Raw genomic sequence first — 13,493 nt, 5'->3', positions numbered from 1 at the left:
ACTTTCGATTCACCAGTTCGGTGCCCAACTGTGTTTGCTTGGCCCGCAGAAGCTCCGCTTGAGCGGCTAAGGTTTCCGCCACCGGCGAGCCAACCTGAAAACCCACGCGTAACACGGCGGCAATTTTTTCAAGGTCTTCAACGCCGGTTCGCTGCGCAAGTTTTGCGAACGCTTCATCACGGCCGCGTCCTGCTTCAATTTCTTTACTAAGCAAAGAGATCTCTTGTGACAAGGGGTTTTTATTCCCTAAACCGTACTCAGCGGCTTGGTCAAAAGCCTTACCCAAGCTCATTCCTGATTTAAGATAGACCACCAGCAAGTTAACGAAGAAATTCAGCGACCGCCTAATCTGCTGACGACGCTTGCGTCGAACCATTAACAACCAAACATCAAACACAAAAAATAATGCGACGGCGACCGCCGCCAACAACCACAGCGCTACCTGCCCAGCACTCAGTTCCAGCAGTAATGTAGGCCCAAGCAGCAGCAGCGTGAATTTCAGCAGCCAATAGCTGAGCCGCATCGTTTTTGGCGCCAGACCCGCTTGCCGAATGCGCTTACTCGGATAAAGGCTAAAGCGCTGCTGTTCTTCAAAATCAACCTCTGTATCGTCACCGAGGTCTTGACTCGCGGCACGCAGCCGAAAAGCAATGTAGGCAATGCCGATCAGTAACGATACAAAAACAAAGTCGATCCACCAGCTGTCATTCACAACTCAGCCCTCAGCAAACGGCGCAACCATAAATACCCACCAACCTGAAGCAATACTGCCACCATTAAATAACTACCGCCGTTCGGGTTAGTGCTCAGTGGCTCAAACCAATCGGGCTGTTTCCACATAAACACGGGTACGAGCAGATACGGCAGGGCGCCGGTGAAGATGGCCGCGTAGCGGGCACCGGAGAGCTGGCCGCTAATCATGATTCGCATGCGAATCTGGTCGCGTACCAGCACCGTCACGGAGCTGATTAGCAAGCCGAAATCACTGCCTGAATGCCACTTGGCAACCAGTGCTTGACTGAATAAGCGCACCGCCTCGGTATCGTAGCGGCTGCGAATTCGCTCTACCGCTTTCTCTACACTCAAACCGTAGTCAAGGCGCGCAACTATTTCGTTGAGTTCGCGCTTTACGGCACCCTTAGAGGAGTCAGCGGCAACCTGCAAAGCTTGTCGTGGGGGCAGTCCACCTTGAATCGCTGCGTAGACAAGATCTAAAGCATCGACGAGTTTTTCTTCAAACTTTCGACGCAGCATCTGGCTGATATCAGCCAGCATAAAGAAGCTCATTATCGTCACAGCTACAGCGGCTATCACAGCCACCCACAGCGCATTGGGGAACAATTCCAATACGACAAAAAACACACAGCAACTAATGGCAACCGTGACCAACACGAATACAAAGGGCTCTATGCGCAAGTTCAATGTGCGCATATTTGCTCGCATTGGCGAACGGATTTCACTGCCGTCAGTATCAGGGTCTGCTAGCGCATCACTGTCGGCCTGCAATGGCGCAGGTAATAACTGGCGGTAGGCGACGACTGCGGCGACAAGCACCGCAAAAATCAGTAGCCCCCATTCGATCAGATTAATCCAGGGCACCGGTCACCTCGCTCGCCAAAAATGGCAGCACAACCGAAAAACCCCGTGCAGCGACATGATCTAAAAAATGCATTGGCGCGCCCGTGTATTCGTGGCACCCACGTATCACTGCATCCTGCTCGACCGCAGCGGTTTTAAAATTAAACAGTGGCGTCACGCCCAGTTCGCCATCGTTACTATGCACCTCTCCCATACTGACAACACGGCGAGAACCATCGCGAAATCGCACCACATGCACGACCAGCTGAATCGCTGAAGCAATCATCTCGCGTACCGACTCTCTGGGAATATCGGCATCGCTCATTAGCGCCAGGGACTCCAGTCGGCGCAGTACATCAGAAAGGCTATTAGCATGTACGGTGGTCAAACTGCCTTCGTGGCCTACGTTCATCGCCTGCAGCATATCCATCACTTCACCGCCGCGGACCTCGCCAACAATAATCCTGTCGGCGCGCATCCGCAGCGCCGTACGAACCAGCTCGCGTAAACTGATGCTTCCTCGCCCTTCCATGTTACCTGCTCTTGATTCCAGGGGAATCACATGGGGATGGCTCAGGCGTAATTCGGCCGTTTCTTCTATGGTGACAATACGTTGATTCTCGGGAATGCTTTTCGAAAGTAAATTCAACAGTGTGGTTTTTCCCGCTGCGGCACTACCCGCCACCACCACGTTTACACCCGCGTTCACCGCCAGCTTCAAGGTGTCCAACATGTCTTGACTAAGGAAACCACTCTCCACCAACTGCGCTTCATCAAGCTGCTCGCAGCGAAAACGCCGAATTGAGACGATCGCTCCCTTGGCGCAAAGCGGCGGAATCACCGCGTGCAGACGGCTACCATCGGCCAGTCTTGCGTCGACCATCGGGTTGCTAGCATCAAGGTGCCTACCCTGAGCACCGACAATACGATCGAGAAATCGGCGCAAGTGACTGTCGTCATCAAAGCGCACTGCGGTCTTTTGTAATTGACCACCTCTATCCACCCACACCTCATAGGGCCCATTCACCATAATATCGGTGATGTCATCTTCCATCATCAAGCCCGCCAAGGGGCCCAAGCCGCCGAGCTCTTCCAGAATTTCCTGCTCAAGCTGGAGGCGCTGGCTATCGGAAACCGCTATGCCACGCTCTTCTTCTAGGTCTTCAAGAATGTCGGCAAGGCGGACTCGAACTTGCTCAATATCCCCTAAGATATCGGCGCCGCCATCATCTAAAGAATCGATCAAACGTTTATGAACAAACGTGCGCAAGCGACGCTGGTAGTCTTCGCTATTGTTACTTGGCGCCGTATTTTTGCTTTTATCTGTGCTGCGTGGCGAACCAAACATTATCCCTTCCTCTACCAGTAGTTGCCGCTAAAGCCGCAGCAACACTTTCTTGCGAGCCAATCCGCTTACCATTTCCACTTCTCGGTGGGTTGCCGCTGGCCGCACCGCCAACTTCTCACCGCGAGCACTGTGCAACACTAAACTCACCTTATCACTCTTACCGATACTGGCAAGCGGATAAACATGCTGCGGATACACCGCCACCACCAGTGATGCCACGTTTGCACCGCCAGCCGTTGCCGAACGGTCCTTCGGGAGCAAGCTCATTACATCACCGCTATTGTTTTTCGCGGCAGCCCCATTTCGCATAACGCCGATCAGGCGGACATCAGTTGCCACGGTATGCACACCGTGACGATTTCTTACCAATACATCTAAACGATCGCCACCACGCAATTGCGCGAAGGGAATACTGGTGGGATCTGGTTTAAGCGTATACAGCACACGGCCTTCAGGTACAGCCTGGGCCAAGGTTGGACGCTTCGGCACAGCCAGCTCACTGGCATTAAACGTCTCACCGTCGCGCTTATTTTTCGTGAGTGTTTTTCCGATAATTTGGCGCGGATCAATAATTGCGTGGCTAGTGTCTTTTACCTTCGCCTCGCGAAGTAGAGCACGAGTAACCATTTGCCCTGCCGGAATATCGCCACCTGCCACCCAGGCGGTCTCAGTATTCAATCGGTCTATCTGTCTCAGGCCGAGAACTGAGGCCAGCATGCTTGACGCGAAGAATAAGACAATGGAGCCAGTCGCGCTTCCTGTTAATTTCCTCTTCATGCTGCACCTCTAATTTCTTTACAGTTTATCTACGTTGATTGATTCGTGGCGGCCGGAAGGCCGCCACTTCGTTCTTTATGATTACAGAGTCGGTACAGCAGGCGCCGCATCAGTTGAGTAAGCACCGGTCGGTGCAATCCCCCGAACACCTTCGATACCATCTGACGTCACGAAGCTGAATGATGCAGCGTCGCCAGCGTTAAGATCTTGGTTGTCCAGGAACTGTGATCCCGACACGGCTGACCCGCTGTTAGACTCACGTAAACCATTGTAAGCATAGCTTTGGTCCAGGGCGCCGACTGCTTCGGCCACATCTTCCATCTCCGCAACAACGGAGTCGCGCATGGTGACCAAGCCGACGATCATGCCCACCACCATGGTGGTGACCAGCAGCACCAGTTCAGTGGTCATGATAAAGCCGCCTTGTTTCTTGGTTTTCGCTGAAGTGTTGATTGCAGTTTTCATAATGTCTTCCTCAAAAAAGTAAGTAGTGGCTTGGATAGCCGCAGCACACGGTGCTGTATTTCAAATGTTTTGCATCGCGACCGCTGCCGCTCTGCGTCCTTATCGAATCGCCCTTGCCATCCAAACCGTTCGGTACGAGGCGGTGATTCTTGACTGGGATATTGCAGGCGCCGTACCAACTTTATAAAAATCAAAAAAAATAATTAAAGTTATTTTTTATTCAATACGTTAAGAAATTTCGCTCATCGTTTTTTGACAAAAACAACCAACGAAATCAGGGTTTAACAGAAAGAAAAAAGCCGCTTTTGCAATTTGCAAAGCGGCTTGAAAAGCAACCTTATAAAACCCGGCATTGGTAGCTGCACTACCGCGACCAGATGGCGCATTCCCAGCGACCGTCACCGCTACAAGTCGACTGTCAGCGGTTTTTATCGCAATTACCTTTGCCCTTACACCCTGTTACTGGATCAGTACCCGTACCGCCGCCTGTCACCGGATCAGTGCCTATACCACCTCCTGTCACCGGATCAGTACCCGTACCGCCGCCTGTCACCGGATCAGTACCCGTGCCGCCGCCTGTCACCGGATCGGTACCTGTGCCACCACCGGTCACCGGATCAGTACCCGTACCGCCTCCTGTGACGGGGTCGGTAGTCGGGTTATTTTTGTCGCAATTTCCTTTGCCCTTACACCCTGTTACTGGATCATTACCCGTGCCGCCGTCTGTCACCGGGTCATTACCCGTACCGCCGCCTGTTACTGGATCAGTACCTGTACCACCATCTGTCACCGGGTCAGTACCTGTTCCTCCACCCGAATCGGGGTCTGTCACCGGCACTAACACCTCCACACCATCGACAATAACCACGATATACCCTGGCGGCACGCCATCTCCCGTGCCGCCTGTGCCGCCTGTGCCGCCTGTGCCGCCTGTGCCGCCTGTGCCGCCTGTGCCGCCTGTGCCGCCAATGCTATTGTCCGCATCAACCGGCGCACTTCCAGGCATGAGGTTCATTCCACCCTCATCGCTCGGAGCCATATAATCAAAGGTGAACGACTGCCCTACCGCAGAAGAACCGGGGTTTTCACTCGCCACCGAGGTGGGAAGACCACTAAACGCGTAACCACTGCCCGGGGCTTTTATCGACTCAGCAAACTCGTACATTTCAGAAACAGTTGCATCGCGAATCGCGACCCAGCCAATCACTGTGCCGATCACCATAACCGTCACCAGTAATACCAGCTCAGTGGTCAACACAAACCCTGACTGTCGGCGGCTCGATATCACCCGGTTTGAATATTTGGCCATCACACTTTCCTTCCCTGCCGGTTGGCGGTTATACAACACGAGGTCTCGACGTCATCCTAGCAACACATACAAACAAAAGAAGCGTTTTAATACTAAAGCTTCTCCCATAAAAAAGGCGGCCATTAGGCCGCCTCTCCCTACAGCCAAGGTTACAGATTCGGTACTGCCGGCGCTGCATCAGTTGAATACGCGCCAGTCGGAGCTGCTGTACCCGTGGTGCCTTCGATACCATCTGACGTCACGAAGCTGAATGATGCAGCGTCGCCAGCGTTAAGATCTTGGTTGTCCAGGAACTGTGATCCGGACACGCCTGACCCGCTGTTAGACTCACGCAAACCGTTGTAAGCGTAGCTTTGGTCCAGGGCGCCAACCGCTTCGGCCACATCTTCCATTTCGGCAACGACGGAGTCGCGCATGGTCACCAAGCCGACGATCATGCCCACTACCATGGTGGTGACCAGCAGCACCAGTTCAGTGGTCATGATAAAGCCGCCTTGTTTCTTGGTTTTCGCTGAAGTGTTGATTGCAGTTTTCATAATGTCTTCCTCAAAAAAGTAAGTAGTGGCTTGGATAGCCGCAGCACACGGTGCTGTATTTCAAATGTTTTGCATCGCGACCGCTGCCGCTCTGCGTCCTTATCGAATCGCCCTTGCCATCCAAACCGTTCGGTACGAGGCGGTGATTCTTGACTGGGATATTGCAGGCGCCGTACCAACTTTATAAAAATCAAAAAAAATAATTAAAGTTATTATTTATCAATATGTTACGAGATGCGCACAAGACAAAAGCGAATCACATCGAGTGACTACATCGTCAACAGCAGAGACCCGTTGCATTTTGCAAGGCGGTTTAAACGCATATTGAAAAACGAAAACTAAAACAACGGGATGGGAGTTGCCTTTTCAATGGGGAGAAAGCGCTGCTAAAGCAATAAGAAGCTATTCGGCAACAATATCGTCAGGTAAAAAAAAACCGGGGGTTAGCCCGGTTTTTTCACTCAAGAAAGCCTTATCGGCGCCTGTCGGCGAGTCGCCGGCAATCCTCATAGTGACTTAGCCCCACCAATCTCGCGGCGGCTTCACGGAAGTCAGGCCGCTGCTCTAAGGCCATCGCATACAGCCCACACGCGGCTGTCCAGTCCTCTTTTGCCTCGCGAATCAAACCCTGGTGGTAGGACAAGCGCCAGCCTGGCGCCCCCAAGCGCCCCGCAATGCTCAAAGCCCTTTGCGCCTGACCATATTTGCCCTCCAGGTAATAGGTGGCCGCCAAGGCTTCACGAAGTTCAGCATAGTCGGGAGCCAGCAGAATCTGCGCCTCAAGAACGGCACGGGCGCGAGTGGTGCTTCCCTCCTGCATAGCGATTTTACTACGTAGCAGTGCGGCCTCCGGGTGGCTGCCAGGCATCGTTAGCAGATTGTCTAAGATCAACTGCGCATTTTCCCCTCTGCCCGCTTCATATTGCATCACCGCACTGGCCAGCAAAATACGCGCGTTGCGTGGAAACTCAACCGACAGGCGCTCTACCTCATTCAAAATTCGTTCACAGTCTGTCGTCGCGCTATAGGCCTTCCACAATTCGGCGCAGGCGCTGCCGCTTTCCCGCTCCTGCTCGTACAGTGCCAGCATTTTGTCTAGGCGCGCATTGGGATCGGGTGTCGCCTCTCGATGTGCATCCATCGACACGCATGCAGACAGTGTCAACACGGCCCAAGCGGCGACTAAGGGCTGGATAAAACGTTTACTAATAACTGAGGCTCTCATTGGTATTCCTTCGCTTAATAACGACTGCGGGTGGAAAGAATAGACTCGGCTACTGCGCGTCTGAGCAGCGTTGCCGCGTCGTCAAACTGCCAAAGCTGAGCGCTGTGTTTAGCTTCGCGTACAATCGTTGGCGTCACCACGATGATTAATTCTTTGTCGGTATCACTTTTCCCCGACGACTTAGCAAGATTGCCAATCAGAGGAATGCTGCTTAACCCCGGCGTGTGGCTCTGGTTATCAGCCAAGTCTCGGCTCACTAAGCCGCCAATGACCAGGGCCTGACCATCGCGGAGGCGGGAAGACGTTTGCAGCGTGCGTACATTGAAGGCCGACGTATTTAAGCTTGAGCCTGTACTGTTGGCGATATCTTGTGTGAGCTGCGTATCCGGCAGTGAGATCGTGGGGCGCAAGTCCAAGGTAATCCGGTCGTCCTCACCCACCATGGCACGAATCTCCAGCTCAACACCAAAGGATTTAAAGTCGGTACCGCTGAACACCCCGCTTTGGTTATTGCCAACTTGGTCATCGGCAGACAGCCCGGTGGGAGCAAAGGCATTGGGAACCGGCACTTCACCACCAGCTCGAAAGCTAGCCGATTCGCCTGCAAGCACGGTCAGCGTGGGTCGAGATAAGGTCCTGGAAATACCCTCTTCCTCGAGCAGCGCAAACAGCGCGTCAAACGCGATATCACTGCCACCAATCTGAATATTATTAAGCAGGGTACCGCCAAGAAGCTGCAAGGCATTCTCGATCGTCGATTCAGAATTTTGCGTCCGCCCGGCTAGACCGAATTGGCCGCTAGCGTCATAGCCATTGGTAACCAGCGAAACGTCGGGGCGCCAGTTCTTAAGGCGGCGACGACTCACTTCATGCATCTGCACGGACACCCGCACCTGAGGCAGGTCTCGCACTTCGATCATCGATAAAATACGGCCATTAGCAATCGATACCATCTTGGCGCGGCCAACATTCGCGCCGACATTATTGCCCAGACCACCAACCCCGCTGCCAAACCCCTTCCCACTCATCAAGCCGCCAGACTCGTTCGCGATGGCGCGAATACTGTCATCGACATTGGCTTGTTGACGCTGTGGATCCCTGTTGCTGTTGTTGTCGTGCCCGGTTACCACCCGCGAAGCAATGTTAAGAACGCGAACGAGGTCGACCTGGGTATCCACCTTTCCGGACAAAATCAGCGTGTCGTGCTGACTACTTGCCACATCGCCGCGTTGAAGGCGCCGTACGTTTACGTCTTTACCCCCGGCACCTGCAATGGCGCGCTCGAGTTTTTCCTTTACGCTCATCGGCAGGGTTTCAACTTGGATTAAGTTGATAATACTCGCATTGCTGCGACCACGATCAGTCACTGATCGCGCATCACTGTATGCCGATTGAAGACGAAAATTCGCATCGTCGATGAGTGAGGGCGCGCCCCCTCTCATTACCAGGTCAGCGCGCTGGCCATGATCCGCGCCCACATCAAGATAATCACGAGCTGCCGTTTCCGCTGCCAGACGGAAATCCATCGTCGGCACGCGGCCGCGCAATACCAGTGCGGCTCGGTCTGGTGCTAACTGCAATCTCAGGTTGGGGTGTATATCGCGCAACGCGTCTCGAAGAACGGTCAAATCCTCCACCACGCTAAACAGAAACGTTTCGGTACTGCCGTCGGTATACCACACCATAATGCTGGTACGCCCCACCTTTTTGGCGAGTGCCAACACCTCATTACTGCCCAACACCTCCACTTCCATCGTGGAGTCCTGGCCAACAGCGACACGCTTTAAGGTCTTATCAAAAACCAAACGGGAATGGGTCCACTGCACTAACTCGCGCGTTCTGGAAGATTGCCGGCCGTCGGCCGTCTCAACGAACTTCAAGCCTTTCTCTGCAGCATGGGCCGTCATCGGCAACGCGGTGCAAAGACCTGCCGCAACCGAAAACGCCAGTGCGGCGCCAAGCAGACGAAAGGGGCGCTGCGCAATTGCTGACTTAATCATTGTTTCTATGCTCCTTGTGAGACGCAGCGCGGCACTCCGCCAAGTAGTGTTCCCACCCGCAGTGACGCTCTCCCGCACGCGCTGTTGAATACAGTGCTCGGAGGGCGACGTCATGGCAACCAAAACTATCCACGTCACTGCCCTCGGGCGTCTTCGGGCAGAGGTCACCGAAATCCATAACGCCGTCGCGATCTTTGTCTGAATGGGCGGCAATAAGCCACCCCTGACTGCGACGCTCAGCTTTGTACTGAGTATCTATGTGGCTACACGCAATCACTAAGCTCAAAGCGAAAAGCGCCAATAGCGTTCTGCCTTTTACCCACCCAGTATAGTTTGTGAACATGACCCCACCCCATTTAAATTTGACGAACTTACCCGTCAATTGCAGAAAGCAGGCCAGAGCCTGCAAAATGCAAAATCACTTTTTTTTCCTTTTAGTATCAGTGCGTTAGGGATTACAAAAAAAGAACGGAAAGCAAAGGCAGCAAAGTCTCGCCTGCCATTTGCAAAATGCAAAGCATAATAATCCGCTATTTGAGGCCGGGGCCTTCACAATGACCGCGTGGCAGAAATAAGGATCTTGTGGGAGGAAAAGGCCGCGCCTTGTTGCCACCGGGCACCTACGTTTAGCCAAGGCATCGGTCACACAGAAACGCCCCGCGCCGATGATTGAGCGCTATACCAGGCTTTGGTATCATTTTGGCTTGTTAAGATCATGCTGTAATAAGCCGATCGGAATGTAGCTCAGCTTGGTAGAGCACTGCCTTCGGGAGGCAGGGGTCGGAGGTTCGAATCCTCTCATTCCGACCAGCAGCTTCTCCCCAGCGAGCCAGCCCGCCACACAAGTCCTTGGAACCAAGTCCTCAATTCGACTCAGGGCGCCAAATTCAGGTCTAGATTTCATGAAGAATCAAGGTCCCCGCGCGGCATCTAGGCACCTCCCTGCAGATGCCATTTTCGTAATCGTAACCCTGCTGGCGGCCATTAGCTGGATTTTCTCCAAAGAAGCGGTCGCCATCATGCCCCCGCTGTTGTTCATGTCGGCACGCTTCTTTATCGCCGCAGTCATTCTGGCGATGGTGGCAAAAACGGAGTTACGGGTTCTCAGCCGCGTGCACTTTATTCGATGCGTAAAAGTTGGGGTGGTCTTTGGTATCGCCATGAGCCTATGGGTCAAGGGGCTCGCGGCCTCCCACCATGTCGGAGAGGCGGCGTTCATCGTCAGTTTGGGGGTCATTCTAGTACCGGTAATTGCTGCGCTGCTGTTCAAGGAGTCTGTTCCGCGCAGTACCTGGGTGGCACTGCCAGTCGCCTGTTTTGGGCTCGCCCTCCTCTCTCTGAATCAGCAATTGCGTCTGGAGTTATCGCAACTGCTATTGCTCTGCGCCGCAGCGCTATTTGCGCTGTATTTCAATTTGAACACACGCGCGGCCAACCCCATGTCACGCGCCGATAAAAACGGACACGCTCAACACGTTCCACAGGTACCGGTATTAGCCCTAACCACCTTGGTATTGACCACCGTCGCGGCGGTTACCGGGCTGCTATCAACATTCCTTGAGACCTGGCACATTGGCGAATTGGCCGGTCAACCGATGGTCTGGCTGTGGGTCACGCTCTCTGCAACCGTTGGCACGGCGCTGCGTTTTTACCTACAAACCTACGCACAGAGCCTGTCACCGTATAGCAACGGCGTGATTATCATGGTGCTTGAACCAGTGTGGACGGCACTGATCGCGGCGGCATGGTTTACCGAGCGCCTTAGTGCAACGCAACTGCTAGGCTGCCTGCTGATATTTCTCGCACTGATGATTACCCGGTGGCGGGCGCTGCAAGGTTTACTGAAGTCCCTCTTTCGCAAGCGTAAAAGCCTTTAACCCTCTCTGCATTGAGCCGTATCAACATGCTTCCGGCGAAAACGCGGTAAAGTGCGCGTTTACTCACTCCCCGCTGAAGAGATTGTCTATGTCACGAGGCATGAAGGTTTACGGATTTTTTATCGCCGCGCTCGCCCTTACCGTAATGGTAAATATCTTTTACGAGCCCTCAGAGGTTCGCGCATTGAATGCGGTGTTGAAGCAGGACGACAAACTCAATAGCTACCCCTACCACTTTCGCGTTCTGGCAGTAAAAAACGGTGTCGCGGTAATGACGTCACCGCGCTCAGCAGATGTGCCGGTGCCCGTCATCATTAAGGTTATTGACCCTTCTTTGCAGAACGTCTCTGTCAGCGAAGAGCGGTTTTTTGAGGCTCAGCAAGCCTTGGCCGACTTACAGGCCTACGCCAGAGAGCGCGCTATGGCTCAGGAGGGCATCAGTCGCGTTATCTGGAAGCTAGACGAGGAGTGGCTGCTCAGCCACGGCATAAAACTGCCCCACTAAACCCTGCGCATCTAGCTTATGCGCGCACTACCTAGCGGCCTGAATGTCCTAGACTATACGGCTACTCGTTTGCATCGGTGGGCAGGCGATTATTCCCGCCATTCCCCGGTAACGTTTCTGCAGAGGAAGACATCATGTCCAAGAAAGCAAAAAAGAAAATCGCCAGTCTGAAAAAAGCCATCAAACAGCGTAAATCGAAAATAGCCAAGCACGAAGGCAAGCTCGCCAAACTCAAGAAAAAGCTGAAGAAGGCGGCTTAGCAGCGACGGATCAGGGGCGTAAAGCAGCCCCTACCATTGCGCCGTTTATGGCGCTGTCGGCTCGCAACAAAACACGGGGATATCTCGGTCGGTACGCGCTTGGTATTCATCGAAATCGGGGTACAGGCTAACTAAGTGAGGCCAGAGTTCCCGTTTGGTATCAGCGTCCACTTCTCGCGCCGTGTAGGCGAGACGCTCGCGCCCAACTTGAATCGTAATCGCAGGGTTCGCCTTGATATTGTGATACCACAAAGGGTGCGATGGCATGCCTCCTTGGGAAGCGACCAGTAGCTTCTTGTCACCCAGCGGCAGATGAATCAGTGCGATCTCTCTGGCTTTACCCGTTTTTTTGCCCGTCATACCAACAATACAAATGGGATAACCGCCGGGAAAGCTTTTCATCAACCTCCCGCCACTTTTCTTATACACCCAGACATTGAAACGGGTGTAGTGACGCATAACGGTCTTTATTGCGCCGGACCAGCTCTCTGGAATACTGGCCACATCCTCACGCCGTGTTTTTACATAGTCGAATTTCATATTCTGCCTACCCCTATTTTATTGTTATTGGCCATGGGTCTTTTCACCTCAGAGAGTCATCGGTGCAGCTCTTCCATCAATTGGTCTTTTTCCTTCCACAGTGCGCTAACCCATTGCTGGAACTCATAGCGGAAGTCCTCATCGTCGCTGTAGCTACGACCCAAAAATTCGCTGGGGATCTCTCGTTTCTGCACACGAACCTTAACGTTATCCACCCGTCCGCAAAGGAAGTCGCCGAAGGACGGCTGTGTGTGGCCGGGATAAGCAATAGTAATATCGACTAAGGTTTTGACACTTGAGCCCATCGCTCCCACAACAAAGCCGATGCCACCTGCCTTGGGTTTTAGCAGCCATTTATAAGGTGACTGCTGCGCGTCGTGTTTGGCAGGGGTGTAGCGCGTACCTTCTAGGAAATTGAAGACCGACACGGGTAAATGTTCAAACTTCTCGCAGGCACGGCGGGTGCTCTCAAAGTCTTGGCCACGCTTTTCTGGGTGCTTTTCCAAGTATTCCTTGCTGTAGCGTTTCATAAACGGGAAATCCAACGCCCACCAGCACAAGCCGATTACCGGCACCCAGATGAGTTCCTGTTTTAGAAAGAACTTGAGCATCGGAATTTTCCGATTCAGTAAATTCTGAAGAATAAATATATCGGCCCAGGACTGATGATTAGAGGTCACCAGATACCACTGGTCCTTATCGAGCTGCTCAATACCCTCTACGTCCCACTGCATGGGCTGGGTTAAGCGCATCCACTGAGAGTTGATCGCGATCCATAATTCGGCAATCCACACTGCCGCCGCCGTGCAGCGGCGTTGAAAGCTTGCTAGCGGCACAAGAAAACGCAGTAGCGATACCACCATCAAAAACGGCGCCAGCACAACGGTATTCATGGCCAACAGGCACGCAGCGAGAAATCCCTTTACCACAGGCGGTAAAAAACCGAGCATCCGTCCTTCCTCTCTATTGTTGTCATCACCCCAGTTATCACCGCAGTTATCACTGAGCAGCGGCCGTATTTTAGGGTATCCCCGCTGGGGAAGGTAGCGCTGCCACCATCACTCACCTCGGCA

General features: G+C 53.3%; 15 protein-coding genes and 1 tRNA gene. 4 read left to right on the top strand and 12 right to left on the bottom strand.

Annotated elements, in window-relative coordinates; genetic code table 11:
• The 10 genes from H573_RS0112000 to H573_RS19595 form a co-directional block, all read right to left on the bottom strand.
• On the bottom strand, positions 1-712 hold a 712-nt coding region (locus H573_RS0112000), incomplete at its 3' end, for a type II secretion system F family protein (protein ID WP_027874486.1).
• The gene (locus tag H573_RS0111995) at positions 709-1,599 is read right to left on the bottom strand and encodes a type II secretion system F family protein (protein WP_027874485.1); all 891 of its coding nucleotides are present in this window, start codon (positions 1,597-1,599) and stop codon (positions 709-711) included. The genes H573_RS0112000 and H573_RS0111995, both read right to left, overlap by 4 nt.
• Positions 1,586-2,926 (bottom strand): TadA family conjugal transfer-associated ATPase, encoded by a 1,341-nt coding sequence (locus H573_RS0111990; protein WP_084498049.1) that lies wholly within the window; start codon positions 2,924-2,926, stop codon positions 1,586-1,588. Before H573_RS0111990 ends, H573_RS0111995 begins: the two co-directional genes overlap by 14 nt.
• Before the next feature lie 27 nt (positions 2,927-2,953).
• Positions 2,954-3,703, bottom strand: a complete 750-nt coding sequence (locus H573_RS0111985) for a CpaB family protein (RefSeq protein ID WP_084498048.1) — start codon at positions 3,701-3,703, stop codon at positions 2,954-2,956.
• Between the two features lie 81 nt (positions 3,704-3,784).
• Entirely contained in the window at positions 3,785-4,168 is a 384-nt protein-coding gene (locus H573_RS18045) for a hypothetical protein (protein WP_051171258.1), read from the bottom strand.
• Positions 4,169-4,586: 418 nt separating this feature from the next.
• On the bottom strand, positions 4,587-5,477 hold the full coding sequence (locus H573_RS19660) for a hypothetical protein (RefSeq protein ID WP_027874482.1): 891 nt from the start codon (positions 5,475-5,477) through the stop codon (positions 4,587-4,589).
• A 149-nt stretch (positions 5,478-5,626) separates the two neighbouring features.
• Positions 5,627-6,013 carry a hypothetical protein gene (locus tag H573_RS18035; RefSeq protein ID WP_051171257.1) on the bottom strand — a complete coding sequence of 129 codons (387 nt, stop codon included), beginning with the start codon at positions 6,011-6,013 and terminating at the stop codon, positions 5,627-5,629.
• Positions 6,014-6,485: 472 nt separating this feature from the next.
• Positions 6,486-7,238, bottom strand: coding sequence for a tetratricopeptide repeat protein (locus H573_RS0111960; protein ID WP_154653889.1), 753 nt, complete (start codon positions 7,236-7,238; stop codon positions 6,486-6,488).
• A 14-nt stretch (positions 7,239-7,252) separates the two neighbouring features.
• On the bottom strand, positions 7,253-9,238 hold the full coding sequence (locus tag H573_RS18030) for a pilus assembly protein N-terminal domain-containing protein (RefSeq protein ID WP_051171256.1): 1,986 nt from the start codon (positions 9,236-9,238) through the stop codon (positions 7,253-7,255).
• Positions 9,231-9,581, bottom strand: a complete 351-nt coding sequence (locus H573_RS19595) for a hypothetical protein (RefSeq protein ID WP_161624260.1) — start codon at positions 9,579-9,581, stop codon at positions 9,231-9,233. The genes H573_RS18030 and H573_RS19595 overlap by 8 nt, the downstream gene beginning before the upstream one ends.
• Positions 9,582-9,971: 390 nt before the next feature.
• On the opposite strand from H573_RS19595, the gene H573_RS0111945 reads away from it, so the two are divergent.
• The 4 genes from H573_RS0111945 (at position 9,972) to H573_RS19830 (ending at position 11,880) form a co-directional block, all read left to right on the top strand.
• A tRNA-Pro gene (locus tag H573_RS0111945) sits at positions 9,972-10,048 on the top strand.
• 92 nt (positions 10,049-10,140) lie between these two features.
• Complete coding sequence (locus tag H573_RS0111940; protein ID WP_051171255.1) at positions 10,141-11,115, top strand: DMT family transporter; 975 nt, start codon at positions 10,141-10,143, stop codon at positions 11,113-11,115.
• Positions 11,116-11,203: 88 nt separating this feature from the next.
• The gene (locus H573_RS0111935) at positions 11,204-11,620 is read left to right on the top strand and encodes a hypothetical protein (RefSeq protein ID WP_154653887.1); all 417 of its coding nucleotides are present in this window, start codon (positions 11,204-11,206) and stop codon (positions 11,618-11,620) included.
• Positions 11,621-11,754: 134 nt separating this feature from the next.
• A complete protein-coding gene (locus H573_RS19830) occupies positions 11,755-11,880 on the top strand; it encodes a hypothetical protein (protein WP_267878904.1) in 126 nt (41 codons plus the stop codon).
• A 45-nt stretch (positions 11,881-11,925) separates the two neighbouring features.
• Here the strand turns inward: H573_RS19830 and H573_RS0111925 are convergent, their stop codons facing one another.
• Together H573_RS0111925 and H573_RS0111920 are read right to left on the bottom strand one after the other, a co-directional pair.
• Positions 11,926-12,420 carry a nitroreductase family deazaflavin-dependent oxidoreductase gene (locus tag H573_RS0111925; RefSeq protein WP_051171254.1) on the bottom strand — a complete coding sequence of 165 codons (495 nt, stop codon included), beginning with the start codon at positions 12,418-12,420 and terminating at the stop codon, positions 11,926-11,928.
• 56 nt (positions 12,421-12,476) lie between these two features.
• Positions 12,477-13,370 carry an acyltransferase gene (locus H573_RS0111920; protein WP_027874476.1) on the bottom strand — a complete coding sequence of 298 codons (894 nt, stop codon included), beginning with the start codon at positions 13,368-13,370 and terminating at the stop codon, positions 12,477-12,479.
• Positions 13,371-13,493: the final 123 nt, after the last annotated feature.

The organism is Neomelitea salexigens DSM 19753, assembly GCF_000422345.1.
Taxonomy (GTDB): Bacteria; Pseudomonadota; Gammaproteobacteria; order Pseudomonadales; family Spongiibacteraceae; genus Spongiibacter; species Spongiibacter marinus_A.
This window is presented reverse-complemented; position numbering and strand designations above follow the sequence as displayed.

Coding starts and splice junctions, on each gene's coding strand:
- H573_RS0111990 (WP_084498049.1), bottom strand. CDS start 2,926: ATGTTTGGTTCGCCACGCAGCACAGATAAAAGCAAAAATACGGCGCCA.
- H573_RS0111985 (WP_084498048.1), bottom strand. CDS start 3,703: ATGAAGAGGAAATTAACAGGAAGCGCGACTGGCTCCATTGTCTTATTC.
- H573_RS18045 (WP_051171258.1), bottom strand. CDS start 4,168: ATGAAAACTGCAATCAACACTTCAGCGAAAACCAAGAAACAAGGCGGC.
- H573_RS19660 (WP_027874482.1), bottom strand. CDS start 5,477: ATGGCCAAATATTCAAACCGGGTGATATCGAGCCGCCGACAGTCAGGG.
- H573_RS18035 (WP_051171257.1), bottom strand. CDS start 6,013: ATGAAAACTGCAATCAACACTTCAGCGAAAACCAAGAAACAAGGCGGC.
- H573_RS0111960 (WP_154653889.1), bottom strand. CDS start 7,238: ATGAGAGCCTCAGTTATTAGTAAACGTTTTATCCAGCCCTTAGTCGCC.
- H573_RS18030 (WP_051171256.1), bottom strand. CDS start 9,238: ATGATTAAGTCAGCAATTGCGCAGCGCCCCTTTCGTCTGCTTGGCGCC.
- H573_RS19595 (WP_161624260.1), bottom strand. CDS start 9,581: ATGTTCACAAACTATACTGGGTGGGTAAAAGGCAGAACGCTATTGGCG.
- H573_RS0111940 (WP_051171255.1), top strand. CDS start 10,141: ATGAAGAATCAAGGTCCCCGCGCGGCATCTAGGCACCTCCCTGCAGAT.
- H573_RS0111935 (WP_154653887.1), top strand. CDS start 11,204: ATGTCACGAGGCATGAAGGTTTACGGATTTTTTATCGCCGCGCTCGCC.
- H573_RS19830 (WP_267878904.1), top strand. CDS start 11,755: ATGTCCAAGAAAGCAAAAAAGAAAATCGCCAGTCTGAAAAAAGCCATC.
- H573_RS0111925 (WP_051171254.1), bottom strand. CDS start 12,420: ATGAAATTCGACTATGTAAAAACACGGCGTGAGGATGTGGCCAGTATT.
- H573_RS0111920 (WP_027874476.1), bottom strand. CDS start 13,370: ATGCTCGGTTTTTTACCGCCTGTGGTAAAGGGATTTCTCGCTGCGTGC.